General features: G+C 72.6%; 21 protein-coding genes, 1 tRNA gene and 1 pseudogene. 11 read left to right on the top strand and 12 right to left on the bottom strand.

Annotated features, from left to right (window positions below):
• The first annotated feature begins 305 nt into the window (after positions 1-305).
• The 5 genes from ACFYVL_RS11390 (at position 306) to ACFYVL_RS11410 (ending at position 5,603) form a co-directional block, all read left to right on the top strand.
• Entirely contained in the window at positions 306-986 is a 681-nt protein-coding gene (locus ACFYVL_RS11390; protein WP_389243193.1) for a LuxR C-terminal-related transcriptional regulator, read from the top strand.
• 232 nt (positions 987-1,218) lie between these two features.
• The gene (gene galT, locus ACFYVL_RS11395) at positions 1,219-2,271 is read left to right on the top strand and encodes a galactose-1-phosphate uridylyltransferase (RefSeq protein ID WP_389243195.1); all 1,053 of its coding nucleotides are present in this window, start codon (positions 1,219-1,221) and stop codon (positions 2,269-2,271) included.
• Positions 2,268-3,251 (top strand): UDP-glucose 4-epimerase GalE, encoded by a 984-nt coding sequence (galE, locus tag ACFYVL_RS11400; RefSeq protein ID WP_389243198.1) that lies wholly within the window; start codon positions 2,268-2,270, stop codon positions 3,249-3,251. The genes galT and galE overlap by 4 nt, the downstream gene beginning before the upstream one ends.
• A gap of 6 nt (positions 3,252-3,257) precedes the next feature.
• Positions 3,258-4,490 (top strand): galactokinase, encoded by a 1,233-nt coding sequence (gene galK, locus ACFYVL_RS11405; protein WP_389243200.1) that lies wholly within the window; start codon positions 3,258-3,260, stop codon positions 4,488-4,490.
• A 312-nt stretch (positions 4,491-4,802) separates the two neighbouring features.
• Complete coding sequence (locus ACFYVL_RS11410) at positions 4,803-5,603, top strand: LuxR C-terminal-related transcriptional regulator (RefSeq protein ID WP_389243202.1); 801 nt, start codon at positions 4,803-4,805, stop codon at positions 5,601-5,603.
• Here the strand turns inward: ACFYVL_RS11410 and ACFYVL_RS11415 are convergent.
• Entirely contained in the window at positions 5,556-6,059 is a 504-nt protein-coding gene (locus ACFYVL_RS11415; protein ID WP_389243204.1) for a MarR family winged helix-turn-helix transcriptional regulator, read from the bottom strand. The genes ACFYVL_RS11410 and ACFYVL_RS11415 overlap by 48 nt on opposite strands.
• Before the next feature lie 117 nt (positions 6,060-6,176).
• On the opposite strand from ACFYVL_RS11415, the gene ACFYVL_RS11420 reads away from it, so the two are divergent.
• Together ACFYVL_RS11420 and ACFYVL_RS11425 are read left to right on the top strand one after the other, a co-directional pair.
• Entirely contained in the window at positions 6,177-6,983 is an 807-nt protein-coding gene (locus ACFYVL_RS11420) for a trans-aconitate 2-methyltransferase (protein WP_389243206.1), read from the top strand.
• Positions 6,980-7,351 carry a VOC family protein gene (locus ACFYVL_RS11425; protein WP_389243208.1) on the top strand — a complete coding sequence of 124 codons (372 nt, stop codon included), beginning with the start codon at positions 6,980-6,982 and terminating at the stop codon, positions 7,349-7,351. Before ACFYVL_RS11420 ends, ACFYVL_RS11425 begins: the two co-directional genes overlap by 4 nt.
• A gap of 58 nt (positions 7,352-7,409) precedes the next feature.
• Here the strand turns inward: ACFYVL_RS11425 and ACFYVL_RS11430 are convergent, their stop codons facing one another.
• Both ACFYVL_RS11430 and ACFYVL_RS11435 read right to left on the bottom strand, forming a co-directional pair.
• Entirely contained in the window at positions 7,410-8,129 is a 720-nt protein-coding gene (locus tag ACFYVL_RS11430) for a TetR family transcriptional regulator (RefSeq protein WP_389243210.1), read from the bottom strand.
• Positions 8,126-9,115 (bottom strand): acyl-CoA desaturase, encoded by a 990-nt coding sequence (locus ACFYVL_RS11435; protein ID WP_389243212.1) that lies wholly within the window; start codon positions 9,113-9,115, stop codon positions 8,126-8,128. The genes ACFYVL_RS11430 and ACFYVL_RS11435 overlap by 4 nt, the downstream gene beginning before the upstream one ends.
• 214 nt (positions 9,116-9,329) lie before the next feature.
• Here ACFYVL_RS11435 and ppc point away from each other — a divergent pair, with 214 nt between their 5' ends.
• Entirely contained in the window at positions 9,330-12,062 is a 2,733-nt protein-coding gene (gene ppc / locus ACFYVL_RS11440) for a phosphoenolpyruvate carboxylase (RefSeq protein ID WP_389243214.1), read from the top strand.
• A gap of 139 nt (positions 12,063-12,201) precedes the next feature.
• Here ppc and pth read toward each other — a convergent pair whose 3' ends face one another.
• The 8 genes and pseudogenes from pth to ACFYVL_RS11480 form a co-directional block, all read right to left on the bottom strand.
• Positions 12,202-12,813 (bottom strand): aminoacyl-tRNA hydrolase, encoded by a 612-nt coding sequence (gene pth, locus ACFYVL_RS11445; RefSeq protein WP_389243216.1) that lies wholly within the window; start codon positions 12,811-12,813, stop codon positions 12,202-12,204.
• Between the two features lie 108 nt (positions 12,814-12,921).
• Positions 12,922-13,506, bottom strand: a complete 585-nt coding sequence (locus ACFYVL_RS11450) for a 50S ribosomal protein L25/general stress protein Ctc (RefSeq protein ID WP_389243217.1) — start codon at positions 13,504-13,506, stop codon at positions 12,922-12,924.
• Positions 13,507-13,743: 237 nt separating this feature from the next.
• The gene (locus ACFYVL_RS11455; RefSeq protein WP_389243218.1) at positions 13,744-14,721 is read right to left on the bottom strand and encodes a ribose-phosphate diphosphokinase; all 978 of its coding nucleotides are present in this window, start codon (positions 14,719-14,721) and stop codon (positions 13,744-13,746) included.
• 103 nt (positions 14,722-14,824) lie between these two features.
• Positions 14,825-16,273 (bottom strand): bifunctional UDP-N-acetylglucosamine diphosphorylase/glucosamine-1-phosphate N-acetyltransferase GlmU, encoded by a 1,449-nt coding sequence (gene glmU, locus ACFYVL_RS11460; protein ID WP_389243219.1) that lies wholly within the window; start codon positions 16,271-16,273, stop codon positions 14,825-14,827.
• A 112-nt stretch (positions 16,274-16,385) separates the two neighbouring features.
• A tRNA-Gln gene (locus ACFYVL_RS11465) sits at positions 16,386-16,457 on the bottom strand.
• Between the two features lie 162 nt (positions 16,458-16,619).
• Positions 16,620-17,963 carry a sensor histidine kinase gene (locus ACFYVL_RS11470; protein WP_389243221.1) on the bottom strand — a complete coding sequence of 448 codons (1,344 nt, stop codon included), beginning with the start codon at positions 17,961-17,963 and terminating at the stop codon, positions 16,620-16,622.
• A 90-nt stretch (positions 17,964-18,053) separates the two neighbouring features.
• Complete coding sequence (locus ACFYVL_RS11475) at positions 18,054-18,572, bottom strand: SUKH-3 domain-containing protein (protein WP_389243223.1); 519 nt, start codon at positions 18,570-18,572, stop codon at positions 18,054-18,056.
• Between the two features lie 10 nt (positions 18,573-18,582).
• A pseudogene (locus ACFYVL_RS11480) lies at positions 18,583-19,065 on the bottom strand (YwqJ-related putative deaminase); the annotation flags it as partial.
• 643 nt (positions 19,066-19,708) lie between these two features.
• Between ACFYVL_RS11480 and ACFYVL_RS11485 the strand changes: the two are divergent.
• The 3 genes from ACFYVL_RS11485 (at position 19,709) to ACFYVL_RS11495 (ending at position 24,465) form a co-directional block, all read left to right on the top strand.
• Positions 19,709-20,722: an SMI1/KNR4 family protein gene (locus ACFYVL_RS11485; protein ID WP_389243225.1), complete on the top strand. Its 1,014-nt coding sequence runs from the start codon at positions 19,709-19,711 to the stop codon at positions 20,720-20,722.
• 7 nt (positions 20,723-20,729) lie between these two features.
• The gene (locus ACFYVL_RS11490; RefSeq protein ID WP_389243227.1) at positions 20,730-23,381 is read left to right on the top strand and encodes an SUKH-4 family immunity protein; all 2,652 of its coding nucleotides are present in this window, start codon (positions 20,730-20,732) and stop codon (positions 23,379-23,381) included.
• A gap of 196 nt (positions 23,382-23,577) precedes the next feature.
• Complete coding sequence (locus ACFYVL_RS11495; RefSeq protein ID WP_389243229.1) at positions 23,578-24,465, top strand: cellulose-binding protein; 888 nt, start codon at positions 23,578-23,580, stop codon at positions 24,463-24,465.
• A 55-nt stretch (positions 24,466-24,520) separates the two neighbouring features.
• Here the strand turns inward: ACFYVL_RS11495 and ACFYVL_RS11500 are convergent, their stop codons facing one another.
• The gene (locus ACFYVL_RS11500; RefSeq protein WP_389243442.1) at positions 24,521-26,071 is read right to left on the bottom strand and encodes an MDR family MFS transporter; all 1,551 of its coding nucleotides are present in this window, start codon (positions 26,069-26,071) and stop codon (positions 24,521-24,523) included.
• Positions 26,072-26,178: the final 107 nt, after the last annotated feature.

The raw sequence follows: 26,178 nt of genomic DNA on the forward strand, positions 1-26,178 counted from the left end.
CGACACTTACATCGTCCTCCACTTCCCTCGTCGCAGCTGGCGGCTCCCAACGACCTCCCCCCCGCGCGCCTCGGGGTGGGGCCCCCGGGCGCCCCCGCCCGCCGCCGGCCCCCCCACCCCGTTTCCGCGCCCTCCGGTCCGGCCTCCATACCGCCGACGGGGCTGCAACTAGTCCCTAATCGAGGGTATTTCGGCAATCCGGGCGGCTTCTTACGGGTAAGGGGCGCGCGACGTCGAACAAGCGTGTAGCTTGCCGGGGCAGGAGGCCGGGGGGCCTGCTCCTGGGGGATTGTGGGGGTTTTCCGATGGGCGTGCGGCTCATGGTGGTCGACGACCACCGGTTGCTCGCCGAGGCACTGGCCTCGGCGCTCAAACTGCGCGGGCACCGCGTGCTCGCCGCCGCCGCGCCGACCGCGGGCGCGGCCGAACTGGTGGTCAGCCGTGCCCCGGAAGTCTGTCTCTTCGGCACGGCGACGCCCGCCGTGCCGGGCACCTTCGACCCGATCGTACGGATCAAGCGCGAGCGGCCCCAGGTCGCCGTCGTGGTGCTCGGGCCCGTGCCCAGTCCGCGCGGCATCGCCGCCGCCTTCGCCGCGGGCGCGGCCGGATACGTACGGCACGACGAGCGCATCGAGGGTGTCGAACGCGCCATGGTGAAGGCGCGCACCGGGGAGGCGGCGGTGGCGCCCGGTCTCCTCCAGGGCGCCTTCGCCGAGTTGCTCAACCCGGCGGCCCAGCCCGACGACGAGGGGCAGCGGCTGCTGCACATGCTCACCCCGCGCGAGGTCGAGGTGCTGGTGCGGGTCGCCGACGGCGAGGACACCCGGCTGATCGCGGCCGGCATGGGAATCGCCCCCAGCACCGCGCGCACCCATGTCCAGCGGGTGCTGATGAAGCTGGGCGTGGGCTCCCGGCTGGAGGCCGCCGCCCTCGCCGCCCGCACCGGCCTCCTCGACCGGGCCTCGGTCGCCCCGCAGGAGCAGTGACCGGGGAGCGCCGAACCGGGGCCGGGAGCGCCGGCCCGGGGCGGTGATCCGGCGTCCGGGGCGGTGATCCGCGTCCGGGTGAGGTGACCCGATCCCGGGTGCGGTGACCTGGGGCGGCGCCCCGGGAGCCGTCGGGGAAACGCACATGGCGGGCCGTCGGCATTGACGATGCTGTTGGCCTGTGCTTTGTTGTGTTCGATTCTGGTGGCACCTGTGGGTACGTGAGGTGAAAGTGAAGAAGACTTCGACCCGGCTCGCCGACGGTCGTGAACTCCTCTATTACGACCTGTCCGACGACCGGGCCAGGGACGCGCACGACCCGCGCCCGCTCGCCCCGGTGGTCACCACCTCGGAGGTCCGGCACGACGTCCTGCTCGACGACCACGTCGCCATCGCCTCGCACCGCCAGGACCGCACCTACCTGCCGCCCGCCGACGCCTGCCCGCTCTGCCCCTCCCGCGAGGGCCACCAGAGCGAAATCCCCTCCGACGGCTACGACGTGGCGGTCTTCGAGAACCGGTTCCCCTCCCTCGCCGGTGAGTTCGGCCGCTGCGAGGTGGTCTGCTTCACCGACGACCACCACTCCTCCTTCGCCGACCTGAGCGAGGAGCAGGCGGCGCTGGTACTGGAAGCGTGGACGGACCGGACCGCGGAGCTGGCCCAACTCCCCTCCGTGGAGCAGGTGTACTGCTTCGAGAACCGCGGTGCCGAGATCGGCGTCACCCTCGGCCACCCGCACGGCCAGATCTACGGCTACCCCTTCACCACCCCCCGCACCGCCCTGATGCTCCGCTCGCTGGAGGCCCACGCCGCCCGCACCGGCGGCGCCGCGAACCTCTTCGACGAGGTGGTCGCCCGGGAGCGTACCGACGGCACGCGCATCGTCCTTGAGGGTGAACACTGGACCGCGTTCGTCCCCTACGCCGCGCACTGGCCGTACGAGGTGCACCTCTACCCCACCCGCCGGGTGCCCGACCTGCGCGGTCTCGACGACGCGGCGCGCGCCGAGTTCCCGGCCCTCTACCTGGAGCTGCTGCGCCGCTTCGACCGGCTCTTCGGCGAGGGCGCGCCGCCCACCCCGTACATCTCCGGCTGGCACCAGGCGCCCTTCACGCACCCGCTGCGGCAGGAGTTCGCGCTGCATCTGGAGCTTTTCACCATCCGCCGCACGCCGGGCAAACTGAAGGCCCTCGCGGGCTCCGAGTCCGGCATGGGCGCGTTCATCAACGACGTCTCGCCGGAGGCCGCGGCGGCACGACTGCGAGAGGTTGCGAGCGAGAAGTGAAATACCTGGTTACCGGCGGCGCCGGATACGTCGGCGGCGTCGTCGCCGCACACCTGCTGGAGGCCGGGCACGAGGTGACCGTCCTCGACGACCTCTCCACCGGCTTCGCCGAAGGGGTCCCGGCGGGCGCCGCCTTCGTCGAGGGCCGCATCCAGGACGCGGCCCGCCATCTGGACCCCAGCTACGACGGGGTCCTGCACTTCGCCGCGTTCTCGCAGGTCGGCGAGTCCGTCGCCGACCCGGAGAAGTACTGGCGCAACAACGTCGGCGGCACCGTGGACCTGCTCGCCGCGATGCGCGACGCCGGGGTGCGCCGGCTGGTGTTCTCCTCGACGGCCGCGACGTACGGCGACCCCGCCCGCAGCCCGATCACCGAGGACCTGCCGACCGCGCCCACCAGCCCGTACGGTGCCTCCAAGCTGGCCGTCGACCACATGATCGGCGGCGAGTGCGCCGCCCACGGGCTGGCCGCGGTCTCGCTGCGCTACTTCAACGTGGCCGGCGCGTACGGCGACCACGGCGAGCGGCACGACCCCGAGTCGCACCTGATCCCGCTCGTCCTCCAGGTCGCCCAGGGCCGCCGCGAGACGATCTCGGTGTACGGCGACGACTACCCGACCCCGGACGGCACCTGCGTCCGCGACTACATCCACGTCGCCGACCTCGCCGAGGCGCACCTCCTGGCCGCCGCCGCCGCGAAGCCGGGCGAGCACCTGATCTGCAACCTCGGCAACGGCAACGGCTTCTCCGTCCGCGAGGTCATCGACACCGTCCGCAAGGTCACCGGGCACCCGGTCCCGGAGACCGCGGCCGGCCGCCGCGCGGGCGACCCCGCCGTCCTCGTCGCCTCCGCGGAACGGGCCAGGACCGCCCTGGGCTGGTCCCCCTCCCGGACGGACCTGGCGGACATCATCGGCGACGCCTGGCGGTTCGCCCGGCACATCGAGCGCGGCAGCGACAGCAGCGGCAAGGGGGAGTAGACAGCGATGGACCAAGCCCGACCCACACAGGTCCGACCCGCGGGAGCCGACCCCGCGGAAGCCCGGCCCACAGCGGAGTTCCGCGCGTTGTACGGCCGCGAGCCCGAGGGCGTCTGGGCGGCGCCCGGCCGGGTCAACCTCATCGGCGAGTACACCGACTTCAACGACGGCTTCGTGATGCCGCTCGCCCTCCCGCACACCGCCCGCTTCGCCGTGGCCCGCCGCACCGACGGTGTGCTGCGCCTGCACTCCGGCGACAGCGCGGCGGGCACGGACGGCGGCAGGGGCGGCGTCGTCGAGCTGCGCGTCGACGAGCTGAAGCCGCTCGACGCGTCCGGCGGCTGGTGGCGCTACCCCGCGGGCGTCGTCTGGGCGCTGGGCCGACGGGGGTACGCGGCGGAGGTCGCGGGCGGCGCGGACGTGCACCTGCGTTCCACCGTCCCCACCGGCGCGGGCCTCTCCTCCTCGGCGGCCCTGGAGGTCGGCCTGGCCCTCGCCCTGCGGGACCTGTACGAGCTGCCGCTCGGCCGGCCGGAGCTGGCCCAGCTGTGCCAGTACGCGGAGAACGCCTTCGTCGGCGTGCCGTGCGGGATCATGGACCAGACGGCGTCCGCCTGCTGCGAGGAGGGCCACGCCCTGCACCTCGACACCCGCGACCTCTCCCGCCGGCAGATCCCCTTCGACCTGCCCGCGCACGGCCTCGCGCTGCTCGTCGTGGACACCCGGGTCACCCACGCCCTGGGCGACGGCGCCTACGCCGAACGCCGCGCCGGCTGCGAGGAGGGCGCCCGGCAGCTGGGCGTCAGCCACCTGCGGGACGTGCCCCACGAGGAACTGGACGCCGCGCTGGGCAAGCTGACGGGGGAGAGCGTCCGCCGCTACGTGCGCCACGTCGTCACCGACAACCACCGGGTCGGGCTGGTGACCGGGCACCTCGACGCGGGCGACGTCCGCGCGATCGGCCCCGTCCTCCTCGAAGGCCACGCCTCCCTCCGGGACGACCTGCGCATCTCCTGCCCCGAACTGGACCTCGTCGTGGAGACGGCGGCGCGCACGCCCGGAGTGCACGGCGCACGGATGACCGGAGGCGGCTTCGGCGGCTCGGCGATCGTCCTCGTGGAGGAGTCGGCGGTGGCCGACGTCAGCCACCGCGTCGCGTCCGCGTTCGAGGCGGCGGGCCACCGCGCGCCGCGCGTCTTCCCCGCCACCCCTTCGGCAGGAGCACGCCAACTGGCCTGAAACGGAAGGGGGGTTGGCGACAGGAACTGCCCATTCCCTCTCTCCTTCCGCCACAACCGGACACAGTGGGCCCACGTCGGGCTCCGAGCCCAAACAGTTCTGCAAATAGCCTTCCCCCTTCCGCCCCCGCCCGTACTCTGAGGCTTGAGCACCGGTGGGGGCCGGTGCTGATCAGGGGGCGAGACAGTCGGATACGGCGCCCGGGTCGGGGTATTGATCGGCACACGGCGGCGGCCGTGAGTGCACGAGTGCCCGGCCCGGGAGCCGTGTCCGCGCAGGTCCGCCCTCCGACCCATGGGGGTGTCAGAGGCTGTGGTTCGTATCCGGGTCCTGGTGGTCGACGACCACCGAATCTTCGCCGAGTCGCTCGCCGCCGCCCTCGCGGCGGAACCGGACGTCGACGTGGCCGCAGCGGGCAGCGGTCCCGCCGCGCTGCGGTGTCTGGAGCGGGGAGCGGCGGAAGGCCGCAAGTTCGACGTGATGCTCATCGACGCCGACCTCGGCACCGCGCTCGCGCCGGGCGGCCCGCCGCACCACCCGGCGGCCGTCGCGGTCGCCGTGCCGGACAGTGCCGCCGAGCGGGACGGGCTGGTCGACGGCATCTCGCTCGTCGCCGGTGTCCGCAGCGGCCACGCGGCGGTGCGCACCGTGGTCCTCGCCGAGAAGGACGACCCGCGCCGGGCCGCCCTCGCGCTCCAGGCGGGCGCCTCGGGCTGGGTCGCCAAGGACTGCTCGCTGCAACGGCTGCTGGCCGTGATCCGCGGCGTGCTGCGCGAGGAGACCCATCTGCCGCCCGCGCTGCTCACCGGCGTACTGCGCGAACTGACCGCGGCCCGCAAGCACCGCACCGAGAGCGAACGGCTGGTGGAGTCGCTCACCCCGCGCGAGCGGGAGGTGCTGCGCTGCATGGTCGCCGGGCTCGGCCGCAAGGCGGTCGCCGAACGGCTCTTCCTGTCCCCGCACACGGTCCGCACCCATATGCAGAACGTGCTGGGCAAGCTGGGCGTGCACTCCACGCTCGCCGCCGTCGCCCTGGCGCGCCGGGCCGGGGTCGGTCCCGCGGAGCTAGCCGGACCCGGGGACGTTGTCGAACGGGGCGGTCAACTGGCGTAGCAGGCCGGCCAGTTCACCGCGCTGTCCGCGCGACAGTTCGGCCAGGATGGCGCGCTCCTGGGCGAGGAGCCCGGCCAGTGCCTGGTCCGCGCGGTCGCGTCCCTCGTCGGTGAGCCGCACCAGTACCCCGCGCCGGTCGTTGGGGTCGGGCAGCCGCTCGACCAGGCCCTTCTTGGCGAGCCGGTCGATCCGGTTGGTCATCGTGCCCGAGGTGACCAGGGTCTGTGTCAGCAGCTGCCCGGGGGAGAGCTGATAGGGGGCACCGGCCCGCCGCAGCGAGGTCAGCACGTCGAACTCCCACGGCTCCAGGCTGTGTTCGGAGAACGCGAGCCGACGGGCCCGGTCCAGATGGCGCGCCAGACGGGACACCCGACTGAGCACCTCAAGCGGCTCCACGTCGAGGTCGGGGCGCTCTCGGCGCCATGCTGCGACCAGACGGTCGACCTCGTCCTCCATGGGGATCAGTGTAGGGGGTCTGTCGACATGAAGTCTCTTCAGATCGAGTCTCTTCAAATCAAGTCTCTCTAAGTCAAGTCTCTTGACATCAAGATATATGGCGCGCAGGCTGACCCCATGAACACCACCCCTGCGCCCACCACCCCCACCTGGGACCCGCAGCAGTACCTCCGGCACGAGGGCCACCGCACCCGCCCCTTCCTGGACCTGCTGGCCCGCGTCGACCCGCCCGCCGCCCCCGCCCGCATCGCCGACCTCGGCTGCGGCGCGGGCAACGTCACCGCACTGCTCACCGCGCGCTGGCCCCAGGCGCACGTCACCGGCTTCGACAACTCCCGAGAAATGCTCGACAAGGCGCGCAGTCACGCGAGCGACCGCCTCGACTTCGCGTACGCCGACGCCGCGACCTGGGCCCCGCCCCCCGCGACGTACGACCTCATCGTCTCCAACGCGCTCCTGCAGTGGGTCCCCGGCCACGCGGACCTGCTGGCGGGCTGGCTCCGGGCACTCACCCCCGGCGGCACCCTCGCCTTCCAGGTCCCCAGCAACTTCGACGCCCCCAGCCACACCCTCCTCGCCGAACTCCAGGAATCCCCGCGCTGGCGCGACAGGCTCGGCGCGGCCCGCGGACGCACCGCCGTCGAGACCCCCGGCGACTACCTCTCCCGCCTCACCGCCCTCGGCTGCGCGGCAGACGTCTGGGAGACCACCTACCTGCAGATCCTCCCCGGCGAGGACCCCGTACTCGACTGGGTCAAGGGCACCGCCCTGCGCCCCGTGCTCACCGCACTCGCCGACGACGACCGGGCCCGCGCCGACTTCACCGCCGAGTACGCACAGCTCCTCCGCGAGGCCTACCCGGCGACGCCTGCGGGCACCGTCTTCCCGTTCCGCAGGACCTTCGCCGTGGCGGTGACCCGATGATCGACGCACTCGACCACGTCCAGCTCGCCGCCCCGCCCGGCAGCGAAGACGCCCTGCGCACCTACTACACCGACGTCCTCGGCATGCGCGAGATCCCCAAACCACCCGTACTCGCCGCCCGCGGCGGCTGCTGGTTCGAAGCCGGCGGCGTCCAGCTCCACCTGGGCGTCGAAGCGGACTTCCGCCCGGCGAAGAAGGCCCACCCCGGCATCCGCGTCACCGCCATCGAGGCGTACGCCCACCGGCTGGCCTCCCACGGCGCCGAGGTCGTCTGGGACGACAACCTGCCGGGCCACAAGCGCTTCTACTCCACCGACCCCGTCGGCAACCGGCTGGAATTCCTCCAGCGCACCGACGACCCGGGCTGAGACGCACGAAGGCCCGGCAGCCGACAGGCCGCCGGGCCGGAACAACCGGTGCGCCGGATCAGTTCTTGCGGTGCCCTATCAGCCGCGGCCTGGCCTCCAGGTTCTCCAGACCGTGCCAGGAGAGATTCACCAGATGGGCGGCCACCTCCGCCTTCTTCGGCTTGCGCACGTCCAGCCACCACTGACCCGTCAGCGCCACCATGCCCACCAGCGCCTGCGCGTACAACGGCGCCAGCTTCGGATCAAAACCGCGCGCCTTGAACTCCAGCCCCAGAATGTCCTCCACCTGCGTCGCGATGTCGGAGATCAGCGATGCGAAGGTACCCGTGGACTGCGCCACCGGGGAGTCGCGCACCAGGATGCGGAAGCCGTCGGTGTACGTCTCGATGTAGTCCAGCAGCGCGAACGCCGCCTGCTCCAGCAGCTCGCGCGGATGCCCGGCGGTCAGCGCACTGGTCACCATGTCCAGCAGGGACCGCATCTCCCGGTCCACGACCACCGCGTACAGCCCCTCCTTGCCGCCGAAGTGCTCGTAGACCACCGGCTTGGAGACCCCCGCCTTCGCGGCGATCTCCTCCACCGACGTCCCCTCGAACCCCTTCTCCGCGAACAGGGTGCGGCCGATGTCCAGCAACTGCTCCCGGCGCTCCGCCCCCGTCATCCGCACCCGGCGGGCCCGCCGTGCCGGGGTACGGGGCTTCGCGCCCCCCGCGGACGGGGTCGTCCTGCCGGTGCTGCCAGTGCTGCTGCTGTCGTCGGTCGCCACGGGCTCCATCATGCCGTTCCCGCCCGGTCGGCCCTGCGCCGGGAGGCCAGCCGCGAAGCGGTCGGCCAGCGCACGTCGTACGCCCAGCCCGCCTTCTCGAACCAGCGGATCAGCCGCGCCGACGAGTCGACCTGGCCCTTCAGCACACCGTGCCGGGCACTCGTCGGGTCCGCGTGGTGCAGGTTGTGCCAGGACTCACCGCAGGAGAGGACCGCCAGCCACCACACATTGCCCGACCGGTCCCGCGACTTGAACGGACGCTTGCCCACCGCGTGGCAGATCGAGTTGATCGACCACGTCACGTGGTGCAGCAGCGCCACCCGCACCAGCGAACCCCAGAAGAAGGCCGTGAACGCACCCCACCACGACATCGTCACCAGACCGCCCACCAGCGGCGGGATCGCCAGCGACAGCACCGTCCAGTAGATGAAGTCCCGCGAGATCCGGCGGATCGCCGGGTCCTTCACGAGATCCGGGGCGTACTTGTCCTGCGGCGTCTGCTCCTCGTCGAACATCCAGCCGATGTGCGCCCACCACAGGCCCTTCAGCAGCGACCGCAGGTCCTCCCCGAACCGCCACGGCGAATGCGGGTCGCCCTCCGCGTCCGAGAACTTGTGGTGCTTGCGGTGATCGGCCACCCACCGCACCAGCGGCCCCTCCACCGCCATCGAACCCATCACCGCGAGCGCGATGCGCAACGGCCGCTTCGCCTTGAAGCTGCCGTGCGTGAAGTAGCGGTGGAAACCGATCGTGATGCCGTGGCAGCCCAGGAAGTACATGAACACCATCAGCCCCAGATCGAGCCAGCTCACCCCCCAGCCCCACGCCAGCGGAACCGCCGCCAGCAGGGCGACGAAGGGGACGGTGATGAACAGGAGCAGCGCGATCTGCTCGATGGAACGCTTCGACTCGCCACCGCGCGTCGCCGACGGAACCTGCCCGTCGGCGGCCCCCGGCGCGGGGGCGGGCTCGTTGATCAGATCGGGGCTGGTGGTCATAAAAGTCCCCTGGGGGGTGAGGAGAACGGCAGGCACCTGGCTACGGTTCCGTAACCTACGGCCTCGTAAGTATGGCAGCGGTGAGGCCCGCTGTACGAGGCCGCCGGGTACCCGAATATCGGGCCACCCACCGACGACCCATATCCTGGACCCGTCGGACAGCGCGGTCCGAGTTCCTGCCTGATGTGCATCCCCACTGCAAGGAGCCGCACCTGTGAGCAGTGCCGACCAGACGACCCCCAACACCAGCCCCGAGCTGCGTGCCGACATCCGCCGCCTCGGCGACCTCCTGGGCGAGACGCTCGTGAGGCAGGAGGGCCCCGAGCTGCTGGAGCTCGTGGAACGCGTCCGGGCCCTCACCCGGACCGACGGCGAGGCCGCCGCCGAACTGCTGGGCGACATGGACCTGGAGACCGCCGCCAGCCTCGTGCGCGCCTTCTCCACCTACTTCCACCTGGCCAACGTCACCGAACAGGTGCACCGCGGCCGCGAGCTGCGCGAGCTGCGCGCCGTCGAGGGCGGGCTGCTCGCCCGCACCGCCGACCTGCTCAAGGACGCCGACCCCGAGCACCTCGAACAGACGGTCAAGAACCTCAACGTGCGCCCCGTCTTCACCGCGCACCCCACCGAGGCCGCCCGCCGCTCCGTCCTCAACAAGCTGCGGCGCATCGCCGAACTGCTGGAAACCCCGGTCATCGCCTCCGACCGGCGCCGCCACGACCGCCGGCTGGCCGAGAACATCGACCTGATCTGGCAGACCGACGAACTGCGCGTCGTCCGCCCGGAGCCCGCCGACGAGGCCCGCAACGCCATCTACTACCTCGACGAACTGCACGCCGGCGCCGTCGGCGACGTCCTGGAGGACCTGGCCGCCGAACTCGAGAGGGTCGGCGTCGCCCTCCCGCCCGGCACCCGCCCGCTCACCTTCGGCACCTGGATCGGCGGCGACCGCGACGGCAACCCCAACGTCACCCCCGCCGTCACCCGCGACGTACTGATCCTCCAGCACGAGCACGGCATCACCGACGCCCTGGAACTCGTCGACAAGCTGCGCGGACAGCTCTCCAACTCCATCCGCTACACCGGCGCCACCGACGAACTCCTCGCCTCCCTCCAGGCCGACCTGGAACGGCTCCCCGAGATCAGCCCCCGGTACAAGCGCCTCAACGCCGAGGAGCCCTACCGGCTCAAGGCCACCTGCATCCGGCAGAAGCTCGTCAACACCCGCGAGCGCCTCGCCGCCGGCACCACCCACCGGCCCGGCTGCGACTACCTCGGCACCAGCGAACTCGTCGACGACCTCACCCTCATCCAGACCTCGCTGCGCGCCCACCGCGGCGAACTGTTCGCCGACGGCCGGATGGACCGCACCATCCGCACCCTGGCCGCCTTCGGCCTCCAGCTGGCCACCATGGACGTCCGCGAACACGCGGACGCCCACCACCACGCACTCGGCCAGCTCTTCGACCGCCTGGGCGAGGAGTCCTGGCGGTACGCGGACATGCCCCGCGAGTACCGGCAGAAGCTGCTCGCCAAGGAACTCCGCTCGCGCCGCCCGCTGGCCCCCGTGCCCGCACCGCTCGACGAGGCCGGCCAGAAGACCCTCGGCGTCTTCCTGACCGTCAAGGACGCCCTGGAACGCTTCGGACCCGAGGTCGTCGAGTCGTACATCATCTCCATGTGCCAGGGCGCCGACGACGTCTTCGCCGCCGCCGTCCTGGCCCGCGAGGCCGGACTGCTCGACCTGCACGCCGGCTGGGCCAGGATCGGCATCGTGCCGCTCCTGGAGACCACCGACGAACTGCGCGCCGCCGACGTCATCCTCGACGAGATGCTCGCCGACCCCTCCTACCGCCGCCTCGTCTCCCTGCGCGGCGACGTCCAGGAGGTCATGCTCGGCTACTCCGACTCCTCCAAGTTCGGCGGCATCACCACCTCCCAGTGGGAGATCCACCGCGCCCAGCGCCGACTGCGCGACGTCGCCCACCGCTACGGCGTCCGGCTGCGCCTCTTCCACGGCCGCGGCGGCACCGTCGGCCGCGGCGGCGGCCCCTCGCACGACGCGATCCTCGCCCAGCCCTGGGGCACCCTGGAGGGCGAGATCAAGGTCACCGAGCAGGGCGAGGTCATCTCCGACAAGTACCTCGTGCCCTCGCTCGCCCGCGAGAACCTGGAACTGACGGTCGCCGCCACCCTCCAGGCCTCCGCCCTGCACACCGCGCCCCGCCAGTCCGACGAGGCGCTCGCCCGCTGGGACGCGGCCATGGACACGGTCTCCGAGGCCGCCCACACCGCGTACCGCAAGCTCGTCGAGGACCCGGACCTCCCGACGTACTTCCTCGCCTCCACCCCCGTCGACCAGCTCGCCGACCTCCACCTCGGCTCGCGGCCCGCCCGCCGCCCCGGCTCCGGCGTCTCCCTCGACGGCCTCCGCGCCATCCCGTGGGTGTTCGGCTGGACCCAGTCCCGGCAGATCGTGCCCGGCTGGTTCGGCGTCGGCTCCGGCCTCAAGGCACTGCGCGAAGCGGGCCTGGAGAGCGTCCTGGAAGAGATGCACGAGCACTGGCACTTCTTCCGCAACTTCCTCTCCAACGTGGAGATGACGCTCGCCAAGACCGACCTGCGGATCGCCCGCCACTACGTCGACACCCTGGTGCCCGACGAGCTCAAGCACGTCTTCGACGCCATCGAGGCCGAGCACGCGCTCACCGTGCAGGAAGTGCTGCGCATCACCGGCGGCAACGAACTGCTGGACACGAGCCCGGTACTCCAGCAGACGTTCGCCATCCGCGACGCCTACCTGGACCCGATCTCCTACCTCCAGGTCGCCCTGCTCAAGCGCCAGCGCGACGCGGCGGCAGCCGGCCAGGAACCCGACCCGCTGCTCTCCCGCGCCCTGCTGCTGACCGTCAACGGCGTCGCGGCCGGCCTGCGCAACACCGGCTGACCCACCGGCAGGTCACCTGCTGTCGACCTGTCGACATGAAAGTGGCGGTCACCGACACCCGTCGGTGACCGCCACTCGCCGTTCCCCGCCCACGCGCACACCCGCCCCCCCCGGCCGCGCCCGCCCTACGCGTGGTGCGTCACGAGTTGTACGTCGACTGCGCCCGCTCCAGCCCCTCGATGACCAGCGCCTCCACCGCGTCCGAGGCCCGGTCCACGAAGTAGTCCAGCTCCTTCTTCTCCGCCGACGAGAAGTCCTTCAGCACGAAGTCGGCGACCTGCATCCGGCCCGGCGGCCGGCCGATGCCGAAACGGACGCGGTGGTAGTCCGGACCCATCGACTTCGTCATCGACTTCAGACCGTTGTGACCGTTGTCGCCGCCGCCCAGCTTCAGCCGCAGCACCCCGTAGTCGATGTCCAGCTCGTCGTGGATCGCGACGATGTTCGCCGTCGGCACCTTGTAGGAGTCGCGCAGCGCCGTCACCGGACCGCCCGAGAGGTTCATGTACGACAGCGGCTTCGCCAGCACCACCCGCCGGTTGTTCGGTCCCGGCGGACCGATCCGCCCCTCCAGGACCTGCGCGCGCGCCTTGTGCGACTTGAACCTGCCACCGATCCGGGAGGCCAGCAGGTCGGCGACCATCCAGCCCACGTTGTGCCGGTTCGCCGCGTACTCGGGGCCGGGATTGCCCAGGCCCACCACCAGCCAGGGGGCCGAAGGGTCCGGGGCGGCCGGATGGGGGGTCGTCATCTTCATGTCTCCTTCATACCGATGGCCCGCACAGACGGAAGCCGCCGCCCCGCGCCCGGAGGCACGGAACGGCGGCTGACCAGCTCCAAGAGCTGAAAGCTACGAGGCTCAGGCCTCGGCGCCCTCGGCCTCGGCGTCGGCGGAGGCCTCCTCGGCCTGCGCGGCGACGACCTGGATGACGGTCGCCTCGGCGTCGGTCACCAGCGTCGTGCCCTTGGGCAGCTCGACGTCCTTGGCGAGGATCGCGTCACCGGCGTCCAGGCCCTGCACCGAGACGGTGACGGACTCGGGGATGTGGGTGGCCTCGGCCTCGACCGACAGGGTCGTCAGGACGTGCTCCAGCAGGTTGGCGCCCGGGGCCAGGTCGCCCTCGGTGTGCACGGCGACCTCGACCGTGACCTTCTCGCCGCGCTTGACCGCGAGCAGGTCGACGTGGGTCAGGGTGCGCTTGATGGCGTCACGCTGGACGGCCTTCGGGATGACGAGCTCGTTGCGGCCCTCGATGTCCAGGCTCAGCAGGACGTTGTTGGTCTTGAGCGCCATCATGAGCTCGTGACCCGGGAGGGTGATGTGCACGGTCTCGGCGCCGTGGCCGTAGATGACACCGGGAACCTTGCCGGCACGACGGGTCTGACGGGCGGCACCCTTGCCGAAGTCGTTGCGGACCTCGGCGGCGATCTTGACTTCAGCCATGATTGCGCTCCTCGTAAATGGTGGAAACGGGGTTGGTCGTCACCCGGCCACACGAACGGCCCGCTGCGGAGCCTGCTACGAAGAGCGCGTCGATAACGGAGGTACGAGCCTCCCTCGCCGAGCAACTTCGCCACTGTACCCGGGCCCACCCCGGACAGCCCAATCGATCACCGCCGGGTACGACGAAGGGCCGCCGGGCGACGTACCCGGCGGCCCTCCTCGTACTACTGCGACGTACTAGGACTGCTCCTCGAAGAGGCTCGTCACCGAACCGTCCTCGAAGACCTCGCGCACCGCGCGCGCGATCGACGGCGCGATCGACAGCACCGTGATCTTGTCCAGCTCCAGGTCGGACGGGTCGGGCAGCGTGTTCGTGAAGACGAACTCGCTCACCTTGGAGTTCTTCAGGCGGTCCGCGGCCGGGCCGGACAGGATGCCGTGGGTGGCCGTCACGATGACGTCCTCCGCACCGTGCGCGAACAGCGCCTCGGCGGCGGCGCAGATCGTGCCGCCCGTGTCGATCATGTCGTCGACCAGGACGCAGACGCGGCCCTTGACCTCACCGACGACCTCGTGGACGGTCACCTGGTTGGCGACGTCCTTGTCACGGCGCTTGTGCACGATGGCCAGCGGGGCGTCCAGCCGGTCGCACCAGCGGTCGGCGACCCGCACGCGGCCGGCGTCCGGGGAGACGATCGTCAGCTTCGTGCGGTCGACCTTCGCGCCCACGTAGTCCGCCAGGACCGGCAGCGCGGTCAGGTGGTCGACCGGGCCGTTGAAGAAGCCCTGGATCTGGTCCGTGTGCAGGTCCACGGTGAGGATGCGGTCCGCACCGGCGGTCTGCAGCAGGTCGGCGACCAGACGGGCCGAGATCGGCTCGCGGCCCTTGTGCTTCTTGTCCTGGCGGGCGTAGCCGTAGGACGGCACGATCACCGTGATGGAACGGGCCGAGGCCCGCTTCAGCGCATCGATCATGATGAGCTGTTCCATGATCCACTTGTTGATGGGAGCCGTGTGGCTCTGCATCAGGAAGCAGTCGGCACCGCGAGCGGACTCCTGGAAGCGGACGTAGATCTCACCGTTCGCGAAGTCGAAGGCCTTCGTCGGCACGACGCCGATACCCAGCTGATGCGCGACCTCCTCGGCCAGCTCGGGGTGTGCCCGTCCGGAGAAGAGCATCATCTTCTTCTCGCCGGTCGTCTTGATCCCGGTCACAGCACGGTCTCCTCAGAGTGTTTCTGGCCGCCAGCAGCCTGCGAGCCAGCCGAAATGGTGTGCACTTAACACGGTACGTGGTGCACGGGGCACCTGTTTCCGGTCAGCTTTCGCCGGAACCCTCGGACGACGCCGACTGAGCGGCCTGGGCAGCCGCGCTGCCCGGACGCTTGCGGGCCACCCAACCCTCGATATTCCGCTGCTGTCCACGGGCCACGGCCAGCGAGCCGGCCGGAACGTCCTTCGTGATGACCGACCCGGCGGCGGTGTACGCACCGTCCCCGACCGTGACAGGAGCCACAAACATGTTGTCCGAACCGGTCCGGCAGTGGGACCCGATCGTCGTGTGGTGCTTGGCCTGGCCGTCGTAGTTCACGAAGACGCTCGCGGCACCGATGTTGGAGTACTCGCCGATCGTCGCATCGCCCACGTAGCTCAGGTGGGGAACCTTCGTTCCCTCCCCGATGGAGGCGTTCTTCGTCTCCACGTACGCACCGATCTTCGACTTCACACCCAGCTTGGTGCCCGGACGCAGGTACGCGAACGGGCCGACGAGCGCGGCGGCACCGATCTCGGCGGAGTCGGCGACCGTGTTGTCCACCCGGGCGCCGATACCGACCCTGGTGTCCTTCAGCCGGGTGTTCGGGCCCACCTCGGCCTCGGCGGAGATGTGCGTGCTGCCCAGCAGCTGGGTGCCCGGGTGCACGATCGCGTCCTGGCCGAAGGTGACCGTCACGTCCACGAACGTCGTCTGCGGGTCGATGATGCTCACACCGCTGAGCATCGCGCGCTCCAGGAGACGCGCGTTGAGCAGCCGGCGGGCCTCCGCCAGCTGCACCCGGTTGTTGATCCCGAGGATCTCGCGGTGGTCGCCGGCCACCGACGCACCCACCCGGTGCCCGGCCTCGCGCAGAATGCCCAGGACGTCCGTCAGGTACTCCTCGCCCTGGCTGTTGTCCGTGCGCACCTTGCCCAGCGCGTCGGCCAGCAGCTCGCCGTCGAACGCGAACACACCGGAGTTGATCTCACGGATCGCCCGCTGCTCGTCGCTCGCGTCCTTGTGCTCGACGATCGCCGTGACGGCCTGCGTGCCCGGGTCGCGCACGATCCGCCCGTACCCGGTGGAGTCCGGGACCTCGGCGGTCAGCACGGTGCAGGCGTTGCCGTCGGCGGCGTGGGTGGCGGCCAGCGCGGTCAGCGTCCCGCCGGTCAGCAGCGGGGTGTCGCCGCACACGACGACGACCGTCCCGGACGGGCTGCCGCCGAGCGCCTCCAGCGCCATCCGCACCGCGTGCCCGGTGCCGAGCTGCTGCTCCTGTACGGCGGTGTGCACGTCGGGGTCGATCTCGCCGAGGTGGGCGACGACCTTCTCGCGGGCGTGGCCGACGACGACCACCAGTTCCCGAGGGTCGAGTTCACGCGCGGCGGCGGTGACGTGGCCGACGAGCGAGCGCCCGCTGATCTCGTGCAGAACCTTCGGTGTTGCCGACTTCATGCGGGTGCCCTCACCCGCTGCGAGGACGACGACGGCTGCCGGGCTATTGGCGCTCACGGTGGTGCCCTTCGGCTTCTTCGGGGGTGGACCTCCGCAGGATACCGGGGGGTTACGGGGCGGAAACGAGCGCGGGTCCCGACCGGTTGGTCAGGACCCGCGAAGTGCCGAGCTCCCCCGTCAGGACTCGAACCCGAACAGATGGCACCAAAAGCCACAGTGCTGCCAATTACACCACGGGGGACTGTCGCGACTAAACGGACATTGCGTCTGTCTGCCGGATCGGCACCCAACACTATGCCGTACCGAGCCCCTCCGATGCGACGGTAAAGATCGGCTCTTTCGCGCGGATCGGGTGTGCACGCGGTGGGCGTGCGGGGCGGGCCCGTCCCGCCGTCGGGCGGGACTACTCCGCCGCCGTGCCGTTCCTGACCGGGAGGACCGCCGAGACGCGGAAGCCGTCGGAGTCGGTGGGGGCGGCGACGAAGACGCCGCCCAGGGACTGGACGCGTTCGCGCATGCCGACCAGGCCGTTTCCGCCGCTGGGCAGGCCCGGTTCGGCGGCGGTGGTGTCGGAGGGGCCGTTCTCCACCTGCATGGCGATCTCGGTGCCGCGGTGGGCGATGCGGACCCAGGTCTTGGCGCCGGGGGCGTGCTTGTGGACGTTGGTGAGGGCTTCCTGGATGACGCGGTACGCGGTCTGCTCGACGAGGGCGCCGCAGGGGACGGGGTCGCCGTCGACGGAGAGTTCGACGGTCATGCCGGCCGCCCGGGACTGTTCGACGAGGGTGTCGACGTCGTCGAGGCAGGGGCCGCCCTCGGCCGCCTCGGCCGCGGCGGCGGCCGCCGCGCCCACCGCCGCCAGCGGGACGGGTGCCGGGTCGCGGAGGTCGGCGCGGACGGTGCCGGCGGGGGCCTCGGGGGCGCGCAGGACGCCGAGCATCTCGCGGAGCTCGGTGAGCGCCTGGCGGCCCATGTCGCCGACCAGGGCGGCGTTCTTGACGGCCTTCTGGGGGTCCTTGAGGGCGACCGCCTGGAGGGCGGCGGCGTGCACGACCATCAGGCTGACCCGGTGGGCGACGACGTCGTGCATCTCGCGGGCGATCCGGGTGCGCTCTTCCGTACGGGCCCACTCGGCGCGCTCCTCCGCGCGGTCGGCGAGCAGGGACAGCTCCCGTTCCAGGGAGTCGGCCCGTTCGCGCAGGCTCTCCATCAGGCGGCGGCGTGCGCCCACGTACAGGCCGAGGAGGACGGGCGGTGCCGTCATGCCCAGGGCGAGTACGAAGGAGAGGATCGCGGTGTAGCCGTTGCCCGGGTCGAAGTCGATGTCCCGTTCGCCGGCCAGGGAGCGCATCCGTACCAGGGAGACGATGAACGTCCCCGTGAACGACATGCCCGCGACGGCGGTCGTGATGCGGCGGGGGACGTCGGAGGCGGCCAGCGAGTAGAGGCCGACCAGGCTGAGCAGGAAGCCCATCTCGGCCGGAGTCACCGCCAGCGACACCAGGACGACGGCGATCGGCCACCGGCGCCGCACCAGCAGGGTCGAGCCCACCAGCAGGCCGACGAGCGCGCCGAGCACCGACGGCGCCCCGGTCTCGGCGGCGAAGTTCGCCCCTTCCATCGCGCACTCGACGGCCGATACCGCCGCCAGTCCTGCGTCGAGGACGACACTGCGTCGTCGCTCCCACCACCAGAAGCGCGGACTGGTCAGGTCCGCGTCGTTCCGGTCTGCCCCCGTAACGGTCATACGGACCAGCCTACGGGCGGCGCCGGACCTTTTTCGTGCGACTTCTGCGGTCCTGCCGCGGTGGGCGGTGGGCCCTGGGGCGGCGGGGGGTCAGGCGGTGGTGAGGCGGTGCGGCTGGGTGCCGGTGATGAGGGTGGCGAGGGCCTGGTCGAGGGTGTGGCCGAGGAACCAGTCGCCGGTGTGGTCGAGGCTGTAGACGCGGCCGGCGGTGTCGATGGCGAGGGTGGCGTGGGCCTCGCCGGTGGCGTGGTTCTCCTGGCCGAGCGGGCAGACCTCGGTGTCGAGGGCACGGCCGAGGTCGGCGAAGGTGCGGGCCAGGTGGAGGCCGTGCAGGGGGTCGAGGAGTACCGGGGTGGGGGCGATCTGGCGGCCGTGGCCGGGCGGGTTGACGTGCAGGCCGCCGAATTCGGCCCAGGCCTCGACCGCCGCGGGGAAGACGGTGTGCCGGTGGCCGGCCGGTGAGACGTGGTCGCGCAGGACGTCGGCCCAGTGCTCCGCCTGCTTTATGTCCCAGCGCCCCGGCTGCCAGCCCGCCTCGCGCAGGGCGGCGTCGACCGCGACGGGGAAGCGGGTGGTGCTGGTGTTGGGCTGGTGGTGGGTGGCGGCCATGGGGTGCGGGTCAGCCCTTCTCGGCGGTGGGGTCCACCGGGCGTACGCCGAAGTGGGCGAGCAGTGGTGCGCAGGAGCGGCACGGCGGGGCGTAGCTGCCGTGCAGCGGGTCGCCGTCCTCGCGGATGCGGCGGGCGGTGAGCTTGGAGTGCTTGAGGGAGCGGCGGGCCTCGTTGGCGGTGAGGGGTTTGCGGGCGGCGCGCTTGGAGCGGCCCCGTTCGGCGGCGGAGAGGTGCCGGGAGAGCAGGATCGCCTCGGGGCAGCGGCCGGTGAAGCGGGTGCGCTGGCCGCTGGTGAGGGTGTCCAGGAAGTCCTGGACCAGGGGGTGCAGTACGGGTGGCTGGTCGGCCTTGCCCGCGGTGCAGGTGAGGGTGTCGGCGCCGCGTACGGAGAGGGCGGCGGCGACGGCGGGCAGTATGCCGTCGCGGCGGTGCAGGAGTGCGGGCGGCGGGTGGTCGGCCGCGGTGCTGCTCCAGCTGAGGCGGGGGTCGCCGGGGGCGGCCTCGGCGGTGGCCGGGGTCCGGGGCCGGTCCGGGTTCCGGGGCGCGGGTGCGGCGGTGTGGTCGGCGGGGGTCCGGTTTCCGGAGCGGGTGTCCTGGGGAGTGCTGTTCCCGGGACGGGCGTCCGAGGGCTCCGGTGCGGGTGCCGTCGCGGTCGCCGACGGCCGGCCGGTCGCGGTGCCCGCGCCCGTGCCGGTGGTCGCCGCCGGAGTTCTCGTCGCCCCTGCCGTTCCTGTGATGTTCGCCGTCCCCGTTGTCCGCATTGTCGCCAGTGCGGGCGGTTTTCCTGTTTGTGCAGTGTGCATGGTGGTGCGTTCCCTCCCTGCAATCCCCCGAGTTGCGGGGGACAGCCTGCCAAATGTGCCCGGTCGTGCGGAAGCTGGGGCACTGGTTCGGGCGAGTCCCCCGCATCGGACGGGACGAACGGCCGGGTGCGGATGGCGTGGACCGGGGGTGTGGATGAGGTGTGGGTGGGGTGCTGGGGCGGGTGCGGGTGACCGCCCGTGAACCGGGGGTGGACCGCCCGTCACGGGTTCGCCGCGCGGGCGTCGCGGCGGCCGTCCACGGGCAGGACCCCCTGTTGCACCACCGCATAGGCTGTGGTGAATCAGCCAGACGCAGCAGGGGGCAACCGCCATGACGACAGGTCGGCTCGGGCAGGGGGCACCTCCGGGCCCGCAGGGCCGGGGCAACACCGCGCCGCCGAACGCGGCCTACGCAGGGCAGCTCGTGAACTTCCCGGACCCGGTCCGTGCCGCCCGCCACCCCCACGGTGTGCGGGTGGACGCGGACGGTCACCCGGTCTTCACGCCGTACGCGCGCGCCGCCGCCGAGATCGCCGAGCCCCCCGAGGGCTTCGGCGTGGACGAGCTGCGGCTGACCGACTACGTGTCCGCCAACGCCGCGCTGCACGCCGAGGGCCACGAGCTGTGGGAGACCCTGGACCCGGTGGCCACCCCGCACGGCTGGACCTGGCACCACGTGCCGTACACCCGTCGGATGCAGCTCGTTCCGGTGGAGGTGAAGGCACTGCTGCGTCACCACGGCGGGCTCGCGACGACGGCCGTGGACCAGGACAAGCGCGGGACGCGCCCGCTCCAGGAGACCCGCCCCGTCCACTTCGGGCTGCCGAAGGGCGCCGTGGCCGTCTCCGAGAGCCAGGTGCTGGGCGTGGAGGAGGACCTGGGCTACCGGCTGCCCGGCGCCTACCGCTCCTTCCTGAAGGCGGCGGGCGGGTGCGCGCCCGTCGGGGCGGCGCTCGACCCGGAGCTGGGGCTGCTGGTGGACCAGCCGTTCTTCACGGTGCGCGACGAGGCCGGGGTCAACGACCTCGTGTACGTCAACAAGTGTCTGCGCGATCACCTCACCAAGGACTATCTCGGCGTCACCTTCGTCCAGGGCGGGATCCTCGCCGTGAAGGTGCGCGGCGAGCGGACCGGATCGGTGTGGTTCTGCGCGTACGACGACGCGCGCGACCAGGACGGCTGGTCGGTGCAGGAGCGGGTGGAGCGGCTGCTGCTGCCCTGCGGCGAGGACTTCGACGACTTCCTGCAGCGGCTGGCGGGCAGCCCGCCGGAGCTGCAGACGGTGGCGGATCTGATGGTGGACGGCGGCTTCGCGCACGCCGTCGCGGTCTCGGACGAGGGGTGAGTGTCCGATGGTGACTTTCGCGCAGGCTCAGGAACGTGGCGACGAGTGGGTCAACGGGGACGTGCCCGCGTACCAGCACCGGGAGGTGCGGGTGCGGGAGTTCGACCTCGGATTCGTGGTGTGGGCACAGGACCGGGAGAACGGCCCGGTCTCCGACGGCGGTCGGCAGCGCCTGGTCGTCGCCCGCGACAGCGGGGAGGCCACGCTGTGGCCGGAGATGCCGGTCGGCGAGGTGATCCGCCGGTACGAGGAGGAGTACGGAAGCTCCGCGAGCGAACCGCAGGCGCCCGCTCCGGCGCCGCAGCGGGTCGATCTGCAGCAGACGTCCTTCCTGCTGACGCCTCCGGAGTGGCTGCAGGAGGCGGCGGACAAGATCGGGATTCCGGACCGGCGGTCGGGCGGCTCCGACGCCTCGGACGGTTCGGGGTCCTCCGGTGCCGGCGCGGGTGCCCGGCCCGGTTCCGGTTCCGCGCCCGAGCCGGTGGTGACGCCGTGGCCGGCGGCGGGCTCGGACGCCTCCGCCGAGTACGAGCCGACGGCCTCCGACGGGGTTCCGGCCTCGGCGCCGGGTTCCGCTCCTAGCTCCGGTACGGGTGGGGCTCCGGGGGCCGCCGGTACGGCCGGTGCGCCGCCCGCGGGCGCGACGCCGTGGGCCGGTACCGACACCAACTCCGACGCGGGCGGCGTTCCGCTGCCCGCCACCATGTTCGCGCCGCCGCTCGTCGGGACGGACGACGACGACACCCCGCCGCCCGGGATCGGCCCGGAGGCCAAGACCTCGCTGCTCCAGGGCGGCAGCCAGCTGCCGAGCACGGCCGTGGCACCCGCGGTGCCGGACCCGTCGGCCCCGCAGCCGGGCGCCGGTGCGCCCGGTGCGCAGGGTCCCTCCGGTGCGCCCGGGGGACCTGGTGGTCCCGGTGCGCCGGGCCGTTCCGGGCCTTCGTCCGGTGCCGAGGACATCGCCGACGCGGCGACCAGCAAGGCCACCCTGCCGCCCGGTGCCCGCCGGGGCGGGGGCCCGTCCACCCCGCCGCCGCCCGGCGCTCCCGGTACGCCGGGGGCCCGGCACGGTGCGGGTACGCCGTCGTCCGGCCCGGGAGCCCCGGGGGCGCCGGCCGGGGGCTACGTACCGACGGCGATGGTTCCGCACCTCGGCAACGAGGGCGCGCCCGGCGGCCCGGGTGCGCCGCAGCCGCCGGGTCCGCCCGGTGCGCCTGGTGCGCCTGGTGCTCCGGGTGCTCCTGCGGGTCCGGGGGCGACTCCGCCGCCCGGTGGTGGTGTGCACCATGCGGCGACGATGTTGTCTCCGCCGAGTCATGGTGGTCAGGGTGTGCCCGGTGCGCCGCAGCCGCCCGGTCCGCCCGGCGCCCCTGGTGCGCCCGGTGCTCCTGGTGCCCCAGGGGCACCAGGAGCGGCTCCCGGTGGTGTGCACCAGGCCGCGACGATGCTGTCCCCGCCCAGCCACGGAGGCCAGGGCATTCCCGGCGCTCCGCAGCCGCCCGGCCCGCCCGGCGCCCCGGGTGCTCCCGGTGCGCCCGGGGCCATGCCGCCGCCGCACGGGCAGCACACGCCGCCGCCGAACATGCCGCCGCCCCACATGCCTCCGCCGCAGCCGCACCAGGCGCATCAGCCGCCTCCCGCGTACGGCTATCCGCCGCAGCAGCCGTCCGGGCTGCCCACGGTCGGCCCGGGGTACCAGGCCGTGCTGCGCTACCGCGCGCAGGACGGTTCCGAGCAGCAGCTGATCCGCCGCTCGGCGCCCGGCACCCCGCACCCGGAGTGGCAGATGCTGCACGAGCTGCGGGCGATGCAGGTGCCGCCGCAGCAGGTGCTGGAGCTGCACACGGAGCTGGCGTCCTGCGAGCTGCCGGGCGGCTACTGCGCGCGCATGATCCGGGAGACCTGGCCGCAGGTGCGGATCACCAGCGTCGCCCCGTACGGCACCGATCACGCCTCGCGTCAGCAGGGCATGCAGCATCTGCTGACCCACCAGGGCGAGCTGCACCAGGTCGCGGACGGGCCCGCGCGGCCCGCTCCGGTGCGGGCGCCGCTGCCGCACCCGAGCCAGCTGCCGCAGATCCCGCCGGTTCCGCCGGAGGGTGTCGCGCACGAGCTGGCCTCGGCGTTCGGGCCGCAGGCGATCTTCCGGTTCGACCAGGGCGCGGTGTCGCGCCAGGGTGTGCCGGAGGCCGTGGCGGTGACGCTGATGTGGGCCGGGCTGCCGGTCGACTTCGGTCCGTTCTTCTGGGCGCAGGCGGTGCCGGGCCAGCCGGTGCCGACGCTCGCGGAGCTGGCGCAGCAGCGCGGGGTGCAGCCGGCCTCGGACGCGGGGTCGTACCTAGTCATGGGTTCGGACTTCGGGCGGGCGATCTGTGTCCAGTACGGGACGGCGAACATCGTGGCCGTGCCGGTGGAGGGGGGTCCCGGCGGGCAGCCGGCGCCGCCGCAGTTCGTGAACACCGGGCTGCCCGAGTTCGTACGCTCGCTGGCTCTGCTGGGCCGGATGTGGCGGCTGAGGTTCGGGCTGAACCCCGAGCAGGCGGGCCGCTGGACCGTCGACTTCCAGGCGCAGCTGGCCGCCCTCGACCCGGCGGCGCTGGCGTCGCCGGAGAACTGGTGGTCGGTGCTGCTGGAGCAGATGTGGGACGGGCTGCTGTAGCCGGGCCCGCGCGCTGACCGTCCGGGCGACCGGTACGAGGCCGGGTCGCCGATCCCTGGAACGGGGTCGGTGACCCGGCCTTTCGCATGCCGTGGCGGGGGCGCTTTTCCGGTGGAGTGTCGCGTTATGGACACTGGAGTCCAGTCCATCAGGATGTGCCGGAGTTCCTGCGGAGACGGAGTAAGGGGAAACAAGGATGAACGCGTCGACGTCACCCCATGGCTTCACCAGGGCGCGGGGCCGCGGCTACCGCCCCGAGCAGGTGGATCACCGGATCGCCGCACTGTTCCAGGAGCGCGACGACGCCTGGGAGCGGGCTGCCCGGCTGACGGTGCTCGCCAACGAACTGGACGCGGAGGCCGACGCACTGCGGGAGCGGGTGGCACGGCTGGCCCCGCAGACGTACGAGTCGCTGGGCGGGCGGGCCCGCTCGATCCTGGCGCTGACCGAGGAGCAGGCGTACGAGCTGCGGGATACCGCGGCGGCCGAGGCGGCGGCGGTCGGGGACGCGGCGGGCCGGGCGGCGCACGACACGCGGGACGAGGCGCGGGCGGCCTCGGACCGGCTGCGCGCGGCGGCGGAGGAGGCGGCCCACCGGGTGCTGACCGAGGCCCGCGCGGAGGCGGACGGGACGCGGTCCGGGGCGCGTGCGGACGCCGAGCGGTGGCGGGCGGAGGCGGCTGCCGCGCTGGAGGAGATGCGCCGCCGCACCGACGGCATCCTGGCGGACCTCCAGAAGGACCAGGCGGACCGGTGGGACACCGAGGAGCGGGAGATCGCCGCCCGGGAGGCGGCGGAGGACGAGCGGTTCGCGGTGCTGACGGCACGGGCGGAGGCGGTCCTCGGGGACGCGAAGAAGGCGCTGGCGGAGGCGGGCGAGGCGGCCCGCCACCGCCAGGAGGACGCGGAGGCGCGCAGCGCGGAGATCGTCGCGGAGGCGCGGGTGCGGGAGGAGCGGGTCGAGCGGGAGACGGAGCGGGTGCTCAGGGAGCACGAGGAGGAGCGGGAGGAAGTGCAGGCGCACATGGCGCATGTGCGCAGCAGCTTGGCGGGGCTGACGGGGAGGACGGCGGCGGAGGGGTGAGGGGGTGTGGGGGTGAGTGGGTTGCTCGCGCGGTTCCCGGCGCCCCTGGAGGGGCTTAGCCGGGGTCCGGGGTGGTGGAGTGGTTTCGGTGGGGGGTGGCGGGGGACGTGGGGTCCGGGAGGACCGGGAAGCGGCGGGGGGCCAGGACCAGCAGGGCGAGCAGGGCGAGGGCGCCCGCTGCCGCCGCGCCCACGTAGACGTGGTCGACCGCCGTGTCGACGGCCCGGCGCAGGTAGTCCGCCGCCGCCGGCGGCAGTGCGGACGCCGGGTCGGTGAGGGCGTGGGAGACCGAGTCCAGGTCGCCCGGCAGCCCTCCCCGGATTCCCTCCGGCGCCCCGGCCAGCCGGGAGGCCAGCGTCGCGTTCGCCACCGCGCCGAACAGCGCCGCCCCCACGCTCTGCCCCAGCTGCCGGCAGAAGAGGATCGACGCCGTCGCCGTACCCCGCTCCGACCAGCCGACCGTCGACTGCACCCCCACGATCAGCGGCAGCTGGAACAGTCCGAGCGCGGCCCCCAGCAGCAGCATGATCAGGGCCGGTTGCCAGGCCTCGCCGGGGAAGGGGAGCAGGGGGAAGGCCAGCAGGATCAGCGTGGCCAGCGAGATGCCCACCATCGCCGTGCGGCGGAAGCCGATCCTGCGGTAGACGTGCTGGCTCAGCGCCGCGGACACCGGCCAGCTCAGCGTCATGATCGACAGCACGAACCCGGCCGCCGTCGGGTCGAGCCCCAGTACCGACTGGGCGTACGTCGGCAGGAAGACGGTCGGGGCGACCATCAGCAGGCCGAGCGCGCCCAGCGCGATGTTCACCGCGGCGATCGTGCGGCGCCGCCACACCCAGCCGGGGATGATGGGCTCGGCCGCCCGCCGTTCGACCACCACGACGACCACGACCAGCACCGCGCTCGCCGCGAACAGTGCCAGCGACGGGGCGGAGAGCCACGGCCAGACCACGCCGCCCTGCACCAGCGCCGTCAGCAGCAGCCCGCCGCAGGCGAACACGGCGAGCGCGCCGGGCCAGTCGATACGTGAACGCGCGGGCGCGGCGGACCCCTCCCGCCCGCCCGAGCCGCCGCCGGCGCCCTCCCGTTCGGGTTCGTGCAGGTGCTTGGCGATCAGCCACATCGCGACCGCGCCGACGGGAAGGTTGATGAGGAAGATCCACCGCCAGTCGGCGTACCCGGCGAGCAGTCCGCCCACCACCGGGCCCGCGACCGCCGACACCGCCCACACCGTGGACAGCCTGGCCTGGATCCTGGGCCGTTCCTTCAGCGGGTAGAGGTCGGCGGCGATGGTCTGGACGGTGCCCTGGATGGCGCCGCCGCCCAGGCCCTGCACGATGCGGAAGGCGATCAGGGCCGGCATGTTCCAGGCGAGTGCGCAGAGCACGGAGCCGACGAGGAAGAGCGCGATGCCGGTGATCAGGACCGGCTTGCGGCCGAAGGTGTCGGACAGCTTGCCGTACACGGGGAGGGTGACGGTGACGGCCAGCAGATAGCCGGAGAACAGCCAGGAGAAGACCGTGAACCCGCCGAGGTCGCCGACGATCTGCGGCACCGCGGTGGAGACGATCGTGCCGTCGAGCGCGGCGAGCGCCATGCCCAGCATGAGGGCGGCGACCACGGGGCCGCGCCGGTCCTTCCGCGGCGGTATGTCTCCCGGCCGTTCCGTTGGTGCGCCGCCGCTCCCGCTGCCTTCCACCGAAATCCCTTCCC

The sequence above is a fragment of the Streptomyces sp. NPDC004111 genome, from assembly GCF_042874215.1.
Taxonomy (GTDB): domain Bacteria; phylum Actinomycetota; class Actinomycetes; order Streptomycetales; family Streptomycetaceae; genus Streptomyces.